This is a genomic window from Amaricoccus sp. W119, assembly GCF_047275745.1.
Lineage (GTDB): Bacteria > Pseudomonadota > Alphaproteobacteria > Rhodobacterales > Rhodobacteraceae > Amaricoccus.
Genome location: NZ_JBKQWU010000015.1, coordinates 23963 through 39679 on the forward strand (window position 1 = coordinate 23963; position 15717 = coordinate 39679).

Sequence of the window (15717 nt, forward strand, 5' to 3'; positions counted from 1 at the left end):
GGCCCCGATCAATCGGCCAGAATATCCCGTCGCTCCGCCCGGCCGTCGATCACGCGCTCCAGCGTGATCCGCCCAAGGCGCGCGGGCAGGACCGGCTTGACGGTCGTCTCCCCGAACCGCCGCCGGATGCCGAGGGCATGGCCGAGCAGCAAGTTCATGAAGAGCCCCGGCCCGCTCGAATAGATCCGCCAGCCGCCGTCGACCGGGATGGTCCCGTCCCGCGCGCGCTGCCATTCCGAGGAGGCGAGATAGCGGTCGGCGAAGGCCGCGTCGCCGCTGCTGAAATAGGCGTTGCGCTGGCGTGGCGTGGCATTCGCGACGCATTCGGTGACGGAGACCGGATTGGCGGCGCCGATCGCCTGCCAAAGCGCCTCCGCCTCACCGAGCCGCGCCAGCGCCTCGCCGTAGCGCAGATGCGCATGGACATACATGAGCCCGATCTCGCGCCCGAAGAAGGCGGCGGATTCCGCGCGGCGGAACACGCGCTCGATGCCGCCATGATAGCCGACCGGCTGCTCCATCAGCCGCGCGCCATCGGGAAACAGCAGATGCTCGCGGATCACGCCGAGATGGTGCCGCGCCTGCGCCTCGGTGAAGATCCCGCCGATGATCCCGCGCGTCATCGGCAGGAGCGAGTACCGGAGCCCGGTCCGGCTGTCGCTGGGATGCAGGAGAAGCTCCGGCGCGCCGCCCTCCGCGTCGAAGAGCGCATAGCCCGCGACCGTGTCGTCGCGGATCAGGTGGCGGTTGAAATCGGCGCGCATCGCCTCGGCGAGCGCATGGAGATCAGCTGCCTCGCCGTCGCGTCCCGCGCGGGTCAGCACCTCGGCATAGCGGTTCACCTGCTGATAGAGCAGCGCCACGGTCCAGCCGCTGACCATCCAGTCGCGCATCCTCGGATCGACGGGCTGGAGCGAGTCGTTCCAGTCGCCCTCGCCGTAGCGGATAAGGCTGGTTCCCGGAATGAAGCGCGCGCGCACCGTGGCGATGAGCTTCTCCACATGCGCCGAGATCGGGGCCGCTTCCTCCGTGGGCGAGGCATCGTCCTTCCGCCAGGCCACGGGCTCGTCGAGGAAGGCGAGATCGTTCGTCGCCTCGACATAGTCGCAGAGCGCCTTCAGCGGCCAGACGATCACGTCGCCATGGCTGTGCCGGTCGCGGATCGTCCCGTAAGGTTCGAGCATGAACCACTGTGGCCAGTCGCCTTCGGTCTCGTTCTGCTGCGCGAAGACGATCCGGAGGATCTCCTTCACCGTCGCGTCGTGATCGAGCGCGAGCAGCAGTTCGACCGGCCCCTGGCAGACATCGCGGGTGCCCCAGGCGGCGCCGCCCGATTGTTCGAGCCCGTGCGGCACGGTGAGATGCACCATCGCATTCTGCGTGAACCAGGGCAGGGCCGCGTTCACCGCCGCCAGTTCCTCCGCCTCCCCGCTCAGCCGGAGGTCACGGGTGACACCGCGCCAATAGGCGGCCGCGGCGGCGAGACCCTCGGCCTCCGCTACCCCGGCGGCGTATTTCGTGGCGAGGCGTTCGGCGGCATCGGGATCGGCCAGCGCGCCCACGACCGCGAAGGCGAGATCGCGCGTCGGCGAAGTCCTGAGCGCCACATGCCCGCAGGACCGCCGTTCCCCATCGGGATGAAGCAGTTCGTCGCCCCCGATCGCCTCGACCTCGCCGGGCGTCGATGTGACGAGGTGATAGACCGCCTCGGGATAGCGCTGGCCCCAGAGCGAGGCCGGATCGGGGCGGAAGGCGATCCGCCGCCGCTCCGCGTCGATCTCGACCCGGCCGGCATGGTCGAACTCCCGATCGCCGAGCGCGAGCCCGCCGAAGACGATGAAGCGCCGCGCCGCCCCCTCGACGGTGACGCGCCACTGCATCGCCGGATCGGCGCCCGAGGCCACGGCGTCGACCGTCACCGTGTCCGCGCCGAGGCGATAGATCCAGCGGCAGTCGCTCAGCCCCATCTCGAAGAGCGATGGCTCGCCAAGCAGCCGCCAGCCCTCGCCGGTTTCGACCAGGATGCGAAGCCCGCCCGAGCGGGTGATGTTGTAGGGATCACGCGACGCGGAGAAGAGCCGGTGGAACGAGGTGTTGCCGATCGAGAGCAGCGAGGCGAAGACGCCGTGCATCCAGGCGGTGATGCACATCGTCGTCTCGTCGAGCAGCATCCCCTGCCCCGTCCGCGGGATCGCGCCGTGGCGCCGGCGGAGCGTCTTTTCCTTCTCGCGCAGCACGACATGGCGGTTCGCCCCGCCGTCCGGGACGAAGAACGAGAGCAGGCGACCCTCCTCGTTTTCCTCCAGCATCCGGTCGGGATGGCGCGCGGCGAGATCCGCGGCGTCGAGCGGATCGCCTGCGAGTGGGGCGGCGTCCCGGAGCAGGCTCCGGACGGGCGCCGCGAGCGTCACCGGCGGTGGCGCCGGATCGGCCGCGGCCTCGGAGATCCCCACGAGCCGCCCGAGATCGGCGTCGCCGGAGGCCTCGGGATGATCCGGTTCGAAGAAGCCGAAGAAGGTCCAGGCCGTCGCCTCGCCCGGCTTGAGGGTCTCGGTCCGCGAGCGCAGCATCGGACAGGCGACCTCATGCTGGAGCCGCTCGCCCGGGAGCGGCCGGTCCGGATCGATCCGCCCCTCGTCACGGAAGCGCGGTCCGAGAAGCTGGCCCGCGTCGGTGGCGAAACCGGCGGCGCCCTCGAGACAGCCCTGAGCGACCCAGGGGTGCGCGCCGCGTTGCGCGAGGTTCTGGCGGCTCATCACCACCGGGCCCCAGATCGGATGCCGGGCGACATGATGGTCGATGTACTGCGAGGCGAAGGCCTCGTTGCCGGTGACGAAGCCGAATTCGCCGAGGCCGACATCCTGAACCAGCGTCGCATCGCAGCTGAGCGGCATCGTGCTCGTGTTCGTCACCTCCACGCGCCAGAGCCAGAGGTTCCGGGCGGGATGGACACGGAGCGAGACGCGGTGGCGCAGGCCCTCGGCGGCGCCCTCCCAGACGAAACGATCCGCCGAGGCGCCGACCTCGACCTTCGCGCCGGGACCAACCGCCTCGACCACGGCGGACCCCGCGCCAAGCACGCGCAGGAACAGCCGGCCGATCCCGCCATCGAGCGGCGAGCCCCTGACCTGGCTGATCAGCGTGCGCCCGTTCTCGCGCCGGTGCTCGATCGCGAAGAGGCAGCCGTTGGGCAGCAGGCTGATCGCGAGGCCCGCGGAGCCGGCCAGCCGCCGCAGGCCGAGGTCGCCCTCCCGCGGGGTGTCGAAACTGTCGCGCGGCGTCATTGCTGTCTCCTGTTCCGCTGGAACGTCATCGAGGGGCGCGGCCAATCCCGGCCGCCGGCCCTGTCCACCCGGAGATCATCTCGCCCGGAACAGGCCGCCGAGGATACCCCGCACCAGCGCCTGTCCCTGACGCGTGCCGAGCTGTTTCACCACCGCCGTCGCGATCTCCGCCCCGAGCGAGGGTCGCGCCCGGGCGGTGCCAGCCCGCGCGGGCGACGCCGTCTCCCTTGGCGCCCTGGCGCTCTTCTCCTGCGCCTCGCGCAGCATCCGCTCGGCCATCTCCTCGGACTTGCGCCGCGCCTCGGCCTCCTTCGCCGCCTGATCGGCGCGGTCCGCGAGCATCTCCGCGGCGGATTCGCGGTTGATCGCGGTGTCATAGCGCCCGGCGAGCGGCGAGGCCTTGAGCGTCTCCGCCCGCTCCGCGCCGGTGACAGGGCCGAGACGCGACTGGGGCGGGCGGATCAGGCAGCGGCTCACCATCGCCGGCACGCCCTTTTCCTCGAGCAGCGACACCACCGCCTCGCCGGTCCCGACCTCCCTGATCGCGGTCTCGGTGTCGAAGGCGGGGTTGGGGCGGAAGGTCTCGGCCGCCTGCCTGAGCGCCTTCTGGTCGCGCGGCGTGAAGGCGCGGAGCGCATGCTGGACCCGGTTGCCGAGTTGTCCCAGCACCTCGGGCGGCACGTCGTCGGGGTTCTGCGTGACAAAATAGACCCCGACCCCCTTGGAGCGGATCAGCCGCACCACCTGCGCCACCTTGTCGACCAGGGCCTTCGGCGCGTCCTTGAAGAGCAGATGCGCCTCGTCGAAGAAGAAGGCGAGGACCGGCTTGTCCGGATCGCCGACCTCGGGCAGCTGCTCGAAAAGCTCCGACAGGAGCCAGAGCAGGAAGGTCGCGTAGAGCCGGGGCGATTGCATGAGCTTGTCGGCCATCAGCACGTTGATCCGGCCCATGCCCTCGTCATCGACCGCCATCAGGTCCTTGAGCTCGAGATGCGGCTCACCGAAGAAGGCGCGCGCGCCCTGGTTCTCGAGCACGAGCAGCGCCCGCTGGATCGCCCCGACCGAGGCGGGGGCGATGTTGCCATAGCTCCGCCCGACCTCGGAGGCATTGTCCGAGAGCCAGGTCAGCATCGCCGTCAGGTCATCGAAATCGAGCAGCGCCATGCCCTGTTCGTCGGCGACGCGGAAGGCGATGTTGAGCACGCCCTCCTGCGCGTCGGAGAGTTCGAGGATGCGTGAGAGGAGCAGCGGGCCCATCTCCGTGACCGTCGTCCTGACCTGATGGCCGTCCTCGCCGAAGAGATCCCAGAAGACCACCGGATAGCCGCGGTAGGCGAAATCGGCGAAACCGATCTTCTCCGCGCGTTCGCGGAGCGCGGCGTCGAGTTTGCCCGCCGGATCGCCGGGCCGGGACAGGCCCGAGACATCGCCCTTGGCGTCCTGGACGAAGACCGGCACGCCCGCCGCCGACAAGCCCTCTGCCAGCACCTGAAGCGTGACGGTCTTGCCCGTCCCGGTCGCGCCGGCGACAAGTCCGTGGCGGTTCGCGTAACGCAGGAGAAGCTCGCGCGGATCGGCGTAGCCCTCGCCCGCGCCGCCAACCAGTATCCGGTTTTCGTCCATCGTCTCCACCAGTTGCTCGCGGGAAAAATATGGCGCGTGGCCGAGGGAAGGGCAATCGTCTCCGACCCGCTCCGCCCCGAACGCCTCTCGCGGGTTCGGCGGACACACGCGCTTTATCGTCGCGGCGTTGACTTGCGCGGCGATGAGTGACAAGCCGCTCGCAATCTTACGGAAGGATGCGAGCAGACCATGTCGTTCGACGCACAACGCCTGATTCTGGCCGCGGCCCTTGGTCTCGGCCTCGCCGGCCCCGCGCTGTCCCAGGAGACTCCGCCCGCGGCCGAGGGAGCCCCCGAAACGCCGGCTCCGGAGGCGGCGCCCCCCGCGGCGACGACCCCCGAGACGCCGCCCGCTCCGGCGCCGGAGGGGCAGGCCCAACCTTCGACCGGGGACCCGGCCGCCGCCGAGCCGCGGGAGATCGTGCGCGAAACCTTCGGCGACTGGCAGGTGCGCTGCGCCCCTGAGATCAACGAGTGTTACATGTACCAGCTCGCGCTCGACGAGGCGAACAACCCGGTCGCCGAGGTGAGCTTCCAGAAGCTGCCTGTCGGCGGCGAAGCAACCGCGGGCGCCACGGTGGTGAGCCCGCTCGGCACGCTGCTGACCACCGGTGTCGCGCTTCAGGTCGACACTAACCCGGCACGGCAATATCCGTTCAGCTGGTGCACCCAGATCGGCTGCTTCGCCCGTTTCGTAATGACCGAAGATACGATCGACGCGTTCAAACGCGGCAGTTCAGGCAGACTCTCGCTCGTCTCCGTCACGCAGCCAGACCGCCCGGTCACTCTGAACCTGTCCCTGACGGGGTTCACCGCCGCCTATGACTCGCTCGACCCGCCTGCCGGCGCGCCGATCCCCACGACCCCGGCCACACCGCGGGCCGCCCCGGCGCCGACGATGCCGTCGCTCGCCCCGAGCAACAACTAGACCCCGGCGGGTCGGGAGCAACTGCGCGAAGCAGGCGCCCCCGACCCTCACCGCGCTCGCAGCCAGCACGACCTGGAACGAGCCAACGCAAGTCAGACGCGCCGCAGCACCAGCACCGCGTTCAGCCCGCCGAAGGCGAAGGCGTTGCTCATCACGGCGTCGGGACGCGCCTCGCGCGCCACATTCGGCACCACATCGAGATCGCAATCGGGATCTGGCGCGTCGTAGTTGATCGTGGGCGCGATCACGCCCTCGCGGAGCGCCATTACGCAGGCGAGAAGCTCGACCGCGCCGGTGCCGCCCATGATATGGCCGTGCATCGATTTGGTCGAAGACACCATCAGCCGGTCGGCATGGGCGCCGAAGACGGCGCGGATCGCCGCGCATTCGGTGCGGTCGTTGACGGTCGTGCCGGTCCCGTGCGCGTTCACATAGCCGATGGTCTCGGGCGGCAGGCCCGCGTCGCGCAAGGCCCCGCGCATCGCCCGTTCCGCCCCTTGCTGGTTCGGCGTGACGATATCGGAGGCGTCGGAGGTCATGCAGAAGCCCGCGACTTCCGCGAGGATCTCGGCGCCGCGCGCCCGGGCGTGCTCGTAGTCCTCGAAGACGAAGATCGCCGCCCCCTCGCCCTGCACCATGCCGTTCCGGTTCGCCGAGAAGGGCCGGCAACCGTCCTTCGACATCACCCGCAGCCCTTCCCAGGCCTTGATGCCGCCGAAACAGAGCATGCTGTCGCTGCCGCCGGTCAGCACGACCCGGGCCTGGCCCGAGCGGATCAGCCCGAATGCCTGGCCCATCGCATGGTTCGACGAGGCGCAGGCGGTGGCGACGGCGAATGTCGGCCCCCGCAGGTCATGGACCATCGAGACATGGCTGGCGGCGGCGTTCATCATCAGCCGCGGCACGACGAAGGGATGCACCCGGTTCTTGCCGCGCTCGAAGACGTCGCGGTAATTCTCGTCCTGGGTCTGGAGCCCGCCGCCGGCGGTGCCGAGCACCACCCCGGTCCGTTCCGCCAGTTCCTCGCCGATTTCGAGCCCGGAGGCCGAAAGCGCCTCGCGCGCGGCGATCAGCGCGTATTGCGTGAACGGGTCGTAAAGCGTCAGGGCCTGCCGCGGGAAATACCGCTCGGGGTCATAGCCCCTGATCTGCGCGCCGATCCGGATCGCGAGCCGGTCGACATCGGCGAAGTGAAGTTCGCCGATCCCGGAGCGTCCCTCGCGCATCGCCGCCCCGGTCGCCGCGGCGCCGTCGCCGAGCGCGCAGAAGGCCCCCTGCCCGGTGATGACAACCCGACGCATGCTCAGGCGTTCGCGTCGATCAGCTTCTCCACGGCGCGAACCATCGTCTCGACGCTGCTGATGTCGAATTCCGAGGCCTTCGGGTCGTTCGCATTGAACGGCACCTGGATGTCGAAGGTCTCCTCGATCGCGAACACCGCCTCCACGAGGCCGAGCGAGTCGATGCCGAGGTCGGCGAGGGTCGCGTCCATCCTGACCTCGCCCGGCTCGAGAACGGCCTGTTCGGCGAGAATGGAGATCACCTTGTCTCTGACTGCGTCCTTTACGTCCTCGGACATGCTGCCTCCATCGCTCGGGATCCGAGCCGAACCTCTAATCGGTCTCCCCGGACTTTGAAACCTGTTTTTGCCCCTGCGAAAGGCGCGTGAGGACCCTCGGGAGCCGCCGGAGCGCCTTGTACATCTCGACATTCGCCTCCATCGGCACCGCGGGATAGCCCATCATGATCCGGTTCGGCGGCACGTTGGAGGCAACGCCGGAATTGCCGGTGACGACTGAGTTGGCGCCGATCGTCAGGTGATCGGCCACCGCCGCCGCGCCGCCGAGCACCACGCGGTCCTCGATCACGGTCGAGCCGCCCACCGCGACATGACCGCAGATGAGGCAGGTCCGGCCGACCTTCACGTTGTGGCCGATCTGCACCAGATTGTCGATCTTGGTCCCGTCGCCGACGAGCGTGTCGGCGATCGTGCCGCGATCCACGCAGGAATTGGCGCCGACCTCCACGTCGTCGCCGATCGTGACCGAGCCCAGCGAGTTGATCCGGACATAGCTCTCCTGCGCCTTGGCGCTGATCGCGCCGACCGCGCGGGCTTCCTCGACATTGCCGGGGGTGGGCGTGACGAAGGAGAAGCCGTCCGCGCCGATGACCGCGCCCGGCTGCGCGATGAACCGCGCCCCGATCCGCACCCGGGCGCCGATCCTGACGCCGGTCTGGATCAGCGCGTCGGGACCGATCACAGCGTCCTCGGCGATGGTCACATGGGCGAAGATCCGGGCGTTCGGGCCGACTCGGGCGTTCTCCCCGATCACCACGAAGGGCCCGATCGCCGCGCCCTCGCCGATCTCGGCCGAAGGGTCGATGACCGCGGTCGGATGGATGCCCGCCGCGATCCGGGGTGCGATGTCGAAGGCGTGGGTCACGCCCGCCATCAGGTAGCGCGCGCGCGGCGCCACGATCGCGGCCTCGAGCCCCAGCGCCTCCCAGTCCGCGCCGGGCCAGAGGACGGCGGCGCGCGCGGCGCCGAGGCGTAAGCCCTCGGCGAAGGCCGGGCTCATGGCGAGGGCGATCTGGCTGGGGCCGGCCTTGTCGGGCTCCGCCGCGCCATCGAGCGGTACACTCCCGTCGCCGAGCGCCTCCGCCCCCAGCGCGCGTGCCAGTTCACCGACCGAGATCATGCCTTCCCCCCTTCGCGCGAACGCGCCCGCGGCCCTTCGTCGCGCGATGCCCCGCGACCGACACTATCGCCGAACGCTGTCCGGTCAATCATCCTTCCGCCGCCGGGAAGTCGAGACCCGCCGCCTCCAGCGCGGTCAGCACCGCCCGATCCCGGCCATAGACGTCGTCGCGGTAGCGGATCGCCCCGCCGTCATCGACGAAAACCGTGCGGTAGACGATGTTGACCGCGATCGGATGCGTGAGCTTCACCGTCTTCTCCGACCCGGCCGCGACCCAGCCGTCGAAGGCCGCCTCCGGATCGCTGACCTGATCCCGCAGCAGGAGCCGGGCGAAGCCGTCGGGGTCCTGGACCCGGATGCAGCCGTTCGAATAGGCGCGCGCGTCGCGGGCGAAATACTCGCGGTGCGGCGTGTCGTGCATGTAGATCGCATGCACGTTCGGGAACATGAACTTGACCTTGCCGAGCGCGTTGCCGTCGCTCGGGATCTGCCGGATGCGGAACGGGAAACTGTCGCCCAGCGACGCCCAGTCGATGAGCCGCGGATCGATTACCGTGCCCGACCGGGTCATGAGCTGCATGTTGGACCGCGCCAGAACGCCGGGATCGCGGCGGAGCCGCGGCACCAGGTCGCGCTTGGCGATGCTGCTCGGCACATTCCAGGTCGGGTTCACGACCATGTAGCTCATGACCTCGGAGAATTCGGTCGTCCGGGTCTCGCGCGCTTCGCCGACCACCGTCTTCGTGGTCCAGACCGGAGTTCCGTTCTCGTAGACCCGGGCGCTGTAGTCGGGAATGTTCACCATGACGTAGCGCGGCCCGAGATCGTGATTGAGCCAGCGCAGCCGTTCGAGGTTGACCACCACCTGCCCGAGGCGATCGCGGGGCGAGGCGTTGATCTGGACGAGCGTATGCTGGCCCACGACGCCATCGTCGTTGAGCCCGTGGTCGCGCTGGAAGGCCCTGACCTCGGCTTCGAGCGCCGCGTCGAAACGGTCCGTGCTCGCGATCTGCTCCGAGCCAGCGTCCATCGGGGCGGTCTCCGGCGCGACCCCGGCGGCTTCGAGGCTGTCCGCCTCGGTGGGAGTGGCTTCGGCGCTGGCGTCACCGGGACTGGTGTCCGCGGAACGGATGTCCTCGGGGCTGGTGGGTCTGGCAGCCTCGTATCCCATCCGGGCCAGCCGCGCCCGCAGTTCCCCGACACGGGCGCCCGTCTCGCCCGCGCGCAGCGTCGGCCCGCCGCTGACCGCGGCGCCCCAGGCGTCCTCCGCCAACAGGGTTTCGAGCCGGGCCTTCTCGGCGATCAGCCGGGCGTATTCCGGGGAATCCGGCGCCAGTTCCGCCAGCACTTCGCCGACCGGCGCGGCGGCGAGCCGGCCGAGCAGCGCGTCGGGGGTGAGCCGGATCGGCGCGATCGCGATCTCCGGATCGACCGCCGACGGCGTCAGGACACCGGAATCGAGATCCCGCGCGTAACCGAGGAAGGCGCGGGTCGCCGCGACCTCGCGCGGTGCCTCGCCCGCGGCGGAGAAGAGCCCGGCCAGCCCCTCGGCATCGTAGCGCGCGGCCGGCATCGCCTGCGCCGGGGCCGCCCGGAGCGCGGCGACGAGCGTATCGAGATCGGCCGTGTTCCAGTACGGGGTGAAATCCCGCTTCGCATAGAAATCCTCGATCGCCACGCGCTCGGCATCGCCAAGCGACGCCGTTCCGGCGAGAATTCCGTCGCGGAACGCGGCCTGCTCCGGCGAAAGCGGCGGAACCGGCACCTGCGTCGGCTCCGTTCCGGGATGGGTCACGTCGCCGCCCAGCTCAGGCGTCGTGACGCCGGCCGGCGTCACCGCGGCGGCGCCCATCGTCGGCTTCGTCGTCGTGGCCGTCGTCGCGTCCGTCGCGGTCGCCGTGTTCGCAGCCGCGATCAGGCTCTCGTCGACGCTCGCATCGACCGCGGGCACATCCGGCAGCACCACTTCCGTCGAGGCACCCGCCACCGGATTCGGTGACGACACCTGCGCGGCCCCCTCCGAGACCCCCGGTGCGACCCCCGGTGCGCCTCCCTGTGCAATCGCCGCCTCGCACCCGAGCCCCGCGAGCAGCAGGGCCCCGAGAACACGCGCCTTCCGTCCTGAAGCCATCTCCGCTCCTGCCTCGCCGTCCGGGACCCGCCTTCCTGGCTCGCCCTCCGGGCCTTGTTTTGCAGGCCAGCGTAACCGCCTTCGGTGCCCCTAGGCAAGATTTCCAAGGGCGCCCGCGTGCAGAACGTCCTGTAAGGTACGGGTACGCAACGAAAAGTGATCGGCGGATTTCCGCCTATGTTCGGCGCGGGCATCGCCGGGGTTGGCAGGTTCGCGCCGGTATGGCAGCTTCGGAGGCAAGGGACGGTCAAAAATGTCCCGCGGGCACATATCGAGGCAGTGAAATGAATATCGACGAGATCAAACCGTCGCGCCGGGCGATCCTTGGCGTTTTCGCAGGACTATGCACCGTGGCCGCGGCGCCGGTCTACGCGCGCGCTCCGGGGCTCATGCGCAAGGCGGGCAAGACCCGTTCCATCTCCATGTACAGCCAGCGTACCGGCGAATCGATCAAGACGATCTACCATGTCGACGGGAAGTACATCCCCGAGGCCATGTCCGAGATCAGCTATTTCATGCGGGACTGGCGCCAGAACGAGGTGCGGGCCTACGACCCCAACAACATCGACAACCTGGCCGCGACGCTCGCGCTCATGGAGACGAGCGAGCCGTATCTTATGATCTCGGGCTACCGCACGCCCCGGACCAACCGGATGCTGCGCGGCGCCGCCAGCAATTCCTACCACATGCGCGCCATGGCCGCCGACATCCGGCTGAAGAGCCGCGACGTGCGCACGATCCAGCGCGCGGCGCTCAGGTGCAACGGCGGCGGCGTCGGCTATTACCGGCGGTCGAACTTCGTGCATATCGACTGCGGCCCGGTCCGGACCTGGAACGGCTGATCAGGGGGCGGTGAAGGCCGCCCGCTTCCCCGGATGCCCGCCGAGAACCGGGCGAACTCGGGGCCGCCCCGAGTTCGCCCTCGATGCCGAACGGACGGTTCATCCCGCCCGCGTTCACCGCGCTCGCGGGTCAGGCGCGGATGGCGCCGTCCCCTTCCACGAGATATTTGAAGCTCGTCAGCTGCTCCGCGCCGACGGGCCCGCGCGCGTGGAGCTTGCCCGTGGCGATGCCGATCTCGGCGCCCATGCCGAATTCGCCGCCGTCCGCGAACTGTGTCGAGGCGTTACGCATGAGAATCGCGCTGTCGAGGCGCTGGAAGAAGCGCTCCGCCACCGCGTCGTCCTCGGTGATCACGCAATCGGTGTGATTCGACCCGAAGCGCCGGATATGCTCGATCGCGCCGTCGACGCCATCGACCAGCCGGGCCGCGATGATGCTGTCGAGATATTCGCGCCCCCAGTCATCCTCGCCCGCCGGGACCACGCCCGGCAGCGCCTGCAGGTCGTCGTCGCCCCGGACCTCGACCCCGGCGCCGATGAGATCCGCGATGAAGGGCGCGCCCTCGGCCTCGAAGAAGGCGCGGTCGATCAGCAGGCATTCCGCCGCGCCGCAGATGCCGGTGCGCCGGGTTTTCGCGTTCAGGATGACCTTGCGCGCCTTGGCGAGATCGGCGGCCTTGTCGACATAGACATGCACGATGCCTTCGAGATGCGCGAAGACCGGCACGCGCGCCTCGGCCTGGACGCGGCCGACGAGGCTCTTGCCGCCGCGGGGCACGATGACGTCGATATGTTCGACCATTCCAAGCATCTCGCCCACCGCCTCACGGTCGCGCGTGGGCACGATCTGGATGCTGGCCGCCGTCAGGTTCGCGGCCTCCAGCCCCTGGACGAGGCAGGCATGAATGACCTGCGACGTGCGGAAACTCTCGGAGCCGCCGCGCAGGATCGCGGCGTTGCCGGCCTTGAGGCAGAGCGCGCCCGCGTCCGCGGTCACATTGGGCCGGCTCTCGAAGATGACGCCGATCACGCCGATCGGTGTGCGTACCCGGCGGATGCGCAGGCCGTTCGGCCGGTCCCATTCGGTGAGCACGGCGCCGACCGGATCGGGCTGCGCGGCGATGGCGCGGAGCCCGTCGACCATGCCGCGGATGCGCTCCTCGTCGAGTTCGAGCCGGTCGAGCATCGCGCCCGACAGGCCCTTCGCCCGCGCATCCGCCATATCGGCGGCGTTCGCGGTGAGAATCTCCTCGCGCCGGTCCCAGATCGCCTGAGCGGCGGCGCTGAGCGCCATGTCCTTCTGCTCGGAAGACGCATAGGCGAGCTCGCGGGAGGCGGCGCGCGCCGCGATCCCGATCTCCCGCATCTCGGCCTTGACGCCGAAGGTCCCGTCCATGTCGTCTCTCCCCTTCGCGCGTCAGAGCGCCATGTCGTCGCGGTGAACGAGCGCCGCCCGGCCCGGATAGCCGAGCAGTTCCGCGATCCTGTTGGACCGATGGCCCATGATGCGCCGGGCCTCATCCGAATCATAGCCCGCGAGCGCCTTCGCAACCACCTCGCCGTCCGGCCCGGCGATCTCGACCGGATCGCCGCGCAAGAAGCCGCCGTCGATCGCGCGCACGCCCGCCGGCAGCAGTGACTTGCCCCGTTCGAGCGCCGCGAGCGCGCCCGCGTCGATGGTGAGCCGCCCCTTCGGCTTCATGCCTAGAATCCAGCGCTTGCGCGCCGCGCGCGGGTCGCCCACGGGCTCGAACCAGGTGCAGTTCGCCCCCTCCTCCAGCGCCCGGATCGGCCGGTCGATGGCGCCGAGGCTGATCGACATCGCGCAGCCCGCCCGCGTCGCCACACGGGCCGCCAGAAGCTTGGTCTTCATCCCGCCCTTCGACAGCGCCGAGCCGGTCCCGCCCGCCATCGCCTCGATCGCGGGCGTGATGCGCTCGACCACCTCGAACCGCCGCGCCGAGGCGTCGTCGCGCGGATTGGCGGTATAGAGTCCGTCCACGTCCGAGAGCAGCAGGAGGTGATCGGCGCTCGCCATGCTCGCGACCTGCGCGGCGAGGCGGTCATTGTCGCCGTAGCGGATCTCGTCGGTCGCGACCGTGTCGTTCTCGTTCACGATCGGCACGACACCGAGTTCCAAGAGCGTGCCGAGCGTGCGGCGCGAGTTGAGATAGCGCCGGCGCCGCTCGCTGTCCTCGAGCGTGACGAGGATCTGCGCCGTGGTGATGCCATGCGGCGCCAGCACCGTCTCATAGGCCTGGGCGAGCCGGATCTGCCCCACCGCCGCCGCCGCCTGGCTCTGTTCGAGCGACAGCGCGGTCGCCGGCAGGCCGAGGACACGGCGGCCGAGCGCGATCGAGCCGGAGGACACGAGGATCACCTGCTTACCGCGTCGGCGCAGGTCGGCGACATCGGCGGCGAGCCCTTCGACCCATTTCATCCGGAGCCCGCCGGTCTCCTGCGAGACGAGCAGCGCCGATCCGATCTTGACCACCACGCGCCTGGCGCGCGCGAGCCGCTCGGCGGAGCCGGAACCCGCCGTGTCTCCGGCGAGCCTCGCACCCGTGACGGTCCCGGCGTTGCTTCCAGCCATGGTCCCGGGCCGCGTCAGGGAGTCCACGGCGCACGCTCCCGCCGCGCATCCTCCGTGATGGCGCGGCTCTCATGAATGATGGCGCGGAGCGCGCGGAGGATCTCGGTGACGCCTTCGCCGCTCGCCCCGGAGAGCGCGAATATCTTCTGGCCGCCGCTCGCCTCACCCAGCGCGTCGAGCGCCGCGTCGCGGGCTTCCGGATCGAGGGCGTCCACCTTGTTGAGCGCGGTGATCCGCGGCTTCCGCGCCAGCCCCTCGCCGTAAAGCTCCAGCTCCTCGATGATCACCCGGTAATCCTCGACCAGCGTCTCCGAGGTTCCGTCGAGGAGATGCAGCAGCACCGCGCAGCGTTCGACATGGCCGAGGAACAGATCGCCGAGCCCCTTGCCCTCATGCGCCCCCTCGATCAGCCCCGGAATGTCGGCGAGCACGAATTCCGCGCCATCGACGCTCACCACGCCGAGGTTCGGGTGAAGCGTCGTGAAGGGATAATCGGCGATCTTCGGCTTCGCATTCGAGGTCGCGGCGAGAAAGGTGGACTTGCCCGCGTTCGGCAGTCCGACGAGCCCCGCGTCGGCGATGAGCTTCAGCCGCAGCCAGATGGTGCGCTCGACGCCCTCCTGCCCGGGATTGGCGAGCCGGGGCGCCTGATTGGTCGAGGTCTTGAACCGGAGGTTGCCCCAGCCGCCATTGCCGCCCTTCCCAAGCAGCACCCGCTGGCCGACATGGGTCAGATCGGCGATCAGCGTCTCGCCATCCTCCTCCAGGATCTCGGTCCCGACCGGAACCTTCAGCACGACATCCTCGGCGCTCTTGCCGGTGCGCTGCGCGCCCATGCCGTGCTGGCCGTTCTTCGCGAAGAAATGCTGCTGGTAGCGGTAGTCGATCAGGGTGTTGAGCCCCTCCACCGCCTCGGCCCAGACATCGCCGCCCGCGCCGCCATCGCCGCCGTCGGGACCGCCGAATTCGATGAACTTCTCCCGCCGGAAGCTGACGCAACCCTGCCCGCCCGAGCCGGAACGGAGATGTACGCGGGCCAGATCGAGGAACTTCACCGCCCGCCTCCTACGAAACTGCCCGCCTCGCGGCGATAGCGGAAGGTGGGCACCATCGCCGCGCGCGCGACCGAATGCGCCTCTCCCGCGCCGAGCCAGGCGAATCCCGCCCGTGTCAGCGCCCGCGCCGCGCGTTCGTTGTCCTGAAAGACCTGCGCGACCAGAACCGGAATCCCGGCCGCGTCGGCGAAGTCCACGATCGCGTGCACCGCCTCGGAGGCGTAGCCCGCGCCCCAGAAGGCGGGCGCGATCCAGTAGCCGAGCTCCGCCGTGCCGTCGCCGAGCACCTTGATCGCGCTCGTCCCGATCAGGCCGTTCTCCTCGTCGGCGCCGCTGTCGATCGCCCAGACCAGCTCGCGGCCCTCGCGGCGGCGCACCCGCTCGATGAAGGCGTCGGCGAGGCCGGGCGGATAGGGATGCGGGACACCGGTCGTCATCTTCGCCACCCGCGCGTCGCTCGCATAGAGGCTGATCAGCGCGGCATCGGCCGGCCGGAGCCGCCGGAGCCGGAGCCGGGCGGTGGCGAGGTCATCCTGATGCAGCGTGATCTCGGACATGACGGA

At 69.9% G+C, this 15717-nt stretch carries 12 protein-coding genes; 2 read left to right on the forward strand and 10 right to left on the reverse strand.

Going from position 1 to position 15717, the window contains the following annotated elements; genetic code table 11:
- Positions 1 to 8: 8 nt before the first annotated feature.
- Both ACLJK8_RS10380 and ACLJK8_RS10385 read right to left on the reverse strand, forming a co-directional pair.
- Positions 9 to 3284 (reverse strand): GH36-type glycosyl hydrolase domain-containing protein, encoded by a 3276-nt coding sequence (locus tag ACLJK8_RS10380; RefSeq protein ID WP_413150166.1) that lies wholly within the window; start codon positions 3282 to 3284, stop codon positions 9 to 11.
- Between the two features lie 75 nt (positions 3285 to 3359).
- Entirely contained in the window at positions 3360 to 4907 is a 1548-nt protein-coding gene (locus tag ACLJK8_RS10385) for a helicase HerA-like domain-containing protein (RefSeq protein WP_413150246.1), read from the reverse strand.
- A gap of 189 nt (positions 4908 to 5096) precedes the next feature.
- Between ACLJK8_RS10385 and ACLJK8_RS10390 the strand changes: the two genes are divergently transcribed.
- Positions 5097 to 5834 (forward strand): invasion associated locus B family protein, encoded by a 738-nt coding sequence (locus tag ACLJK8_RS10390; protein WP_413150167.1) that lies wholly within the window; start codon positions 5097 to 5099, stop codon positions 5832 to 5834.
- 92 nt (positions 5835 to 5926) lie between these two features.
- Here ACLJK8_RS10390 and ACLJK8_RS10395 read toward each other — a convergent pair whose 3' ends face one another.
- The 4 genes from ACLJK8_RS10395 to ACLJK8_RS10410 form a co-directional block, all read right to left on the reverse strand.
- The gene (locus ACLJK8_RS10395) at positions 5927 to 7135 is read right to left on the reverse strand and encodes a beta-ketoacyl-[acyl-carrier-protein] synthase family protein (protein ID WP_413150168.1); all 1209 of its coding nucleotides are present in this window, start codon (positions 7133 to 7135) and stop codon (positions 5927 to 5929) included.
- Between the two features lie 2 nt (positions 7136 to 7137).
- Entirely contained in the window at positions 7138 to 7413 is a 276-nt protein-coding gene (locus ACLJK8_RS10400; RefSeq protein ID WP_413150169.1) for an acyl carrier protein, read from the reverse strand.
- A gap of 34 nt (positions 7414 to 7447) precedes the next feature.
- The gene (lpxD, locus tag ACLJK8_RS10405; RefSeq protein WP_413150170.1) at positions 7448 to 8533 is read right to left on the reverse strand and encodes a UDP-3-O-(3-hydroxymyristoyl)glucosamine N-acyltransferase; all 1086 of its coding nucleotides are present in this window, start codon (positions 8531 to 8533) and stop codon (positions 7448 to 7450) included.
- Positions 8534 to 8621: 88 nt separating this feature from the next.
- Entirely contained in the window at positions 8622 to 10664 is a 2043-nt protein-coding gene (locus tag ACLJK8_RS10410) for a L,D-transpeptidase family protein (protein ID WP_413150172.1), read from the reverse strand.
- A 284-nt stretch (positions 10665 to 10948) separates the two neighbouring features.
- On the opposite strand from ACLJK8_RS10410, the gene ACLJK8_RS10415 reads away from it, so the two are divergent.
- Positions 10949 to 11506, forward strand: a complete 558-nt coding sequence (locus ACLJK8_RS10415; protein ID WP_413150174.1) for a YcbK family protein — start codon at positions 10949 to 10951, stop codon at positions 11504 to 11506.
- A gap of 130 nt (positions 11507 to 11636) precedes the next feature.
- Here the strand turns inward: ACLJK8_RS10415 and ACLJK8_RS10420 are convergent, their stop codons facing one another.
- From ACLJK8_RS10420 to ACLJK8_RS10435, 4 genes are read right to left on the reverse strand one after another with little or no spacing between them, the layout of a single operon-like run.
- Positions 11637 to 12902 (reverse strand): glutamate-5-semialdehyde dehydrogenase, encoded by a 1266-nt coding sequence (locus ACLJK8_RS10420; RefSeq protein WP_413150176.1) that lies wholly within the window; start codon positions 12900 to 12902, stop codon positions 11637 to 11639.
- 21 nt (positions 12903 to 12923) lie between these two features.
- A complete protein-coding gene (gene proB, locus ACLJK8_RS10425; RefSeq protein ID WP_413150177.1) occupies positions 12924 to 14126 on the reverse strand; it encodes a glutamate 5-kinase in 1203 nt (400 codons plus the stop codon).
- Positions 14114 to 15154: a GTPase ObgE gene (gene obgE, locus ACLJK8_RS10430; protein WP_413150179.1), complete on the reverse strand. Its 1041-nt coding sequence runs from the start codon at positions 15152 to 15154 to the stop codon at positions 14114 to 14116. Before obgE ends, proB begins: the two co-directional genes overlap by 13 nt.
- Positions 15151 to 15711 (reverse strand): GNAT family N-acetyltransferase, encoded by a 561-nt coding sequence (locus tag ACLJK8_RS10435; protein ID WP_413150180.1) that lies wholly within the window; start codon positions 15709 to 15711, stop codon positions 15151 to 15153. Before ACLJK8_RS10435 ends, obgE begins: the two co-directional genes overlap by 4 nt.
- Between the last annotated feature and the right edge of the window lie 6 nt (positions 15712 to 15717).

Coding starts and splice junctions, on each gene's coding strand:
- ACLJK8_RS10380 (WP_413150166.1), bottom strand. CDS start 3,284: ATGACGCCGCGCGACAGTTTCGACACCCCGCGGGAGGGCGACCTCGGC.
- ACLJK8_RS10385 (WP_413150246.1), bottom strand. CDS start 4,907: ATGGACGAAAACCGGATACTGGTTGGCGGCGCGGGCGAGGGCTACGCC.
- ACLJK8_RS10390 (WP_413150167.1), top strand. CDS start 5,097: ATGTCGTTCGACGCACAACGCCTGATTCTGGCCGCGGCCCTTGGTCTC.
- ACLJK8_RS10395 (WP_413150168.1), bottom strand. CDS start 7,135: ATGCGTCGGGTTGTCATCACCGGGCAGGGGGCCTTCTGCGCGCTCGGC.
- ACLJK8_RS10400 (WP_413150169.1), bottom strand. CDS start 7,413: ATGTCCGAGGACGTAAAGGACGCAGTCAGAGACAAGGTGATCTCCATT.
- lpxD (WP_413150170.1), bottom strand. CDS start 8,533: ATGATCTCGGTCGGTGAACTGGCACGCGCGCTGGGGGCGGAGGCGCTC.
- ACLJK8_RS10410 (WP_413150172.1), bottom strand. CDS start 10,664: ATGGCTTCAGGACGGAAGGCGCGTGTTCTCGGGGCCCTGCTGCTCGCG.
- ACLJK8_RS10415 (WP_413150174.1), top strand. CDS start 10,949: ATGAATATCGACGAGATCAAACCGTCGCGCCGGGCGATCCTTGGCGTT.
- ACLJK8_RS10420 (WP_413150176.1), bottom strand. CDS start 12,902: ATGGACGGGACCTTCGGCGTCAAGGCCGAGATGCGGGAGATCGGGATC.
- ACLJK8_RS10435 (WP_413150180.1), bottom strand. CDS start 15,711: ATGTCCGAGATCACGCTGCATCAGGATGACCTCGCCACCGCCCGGCTC.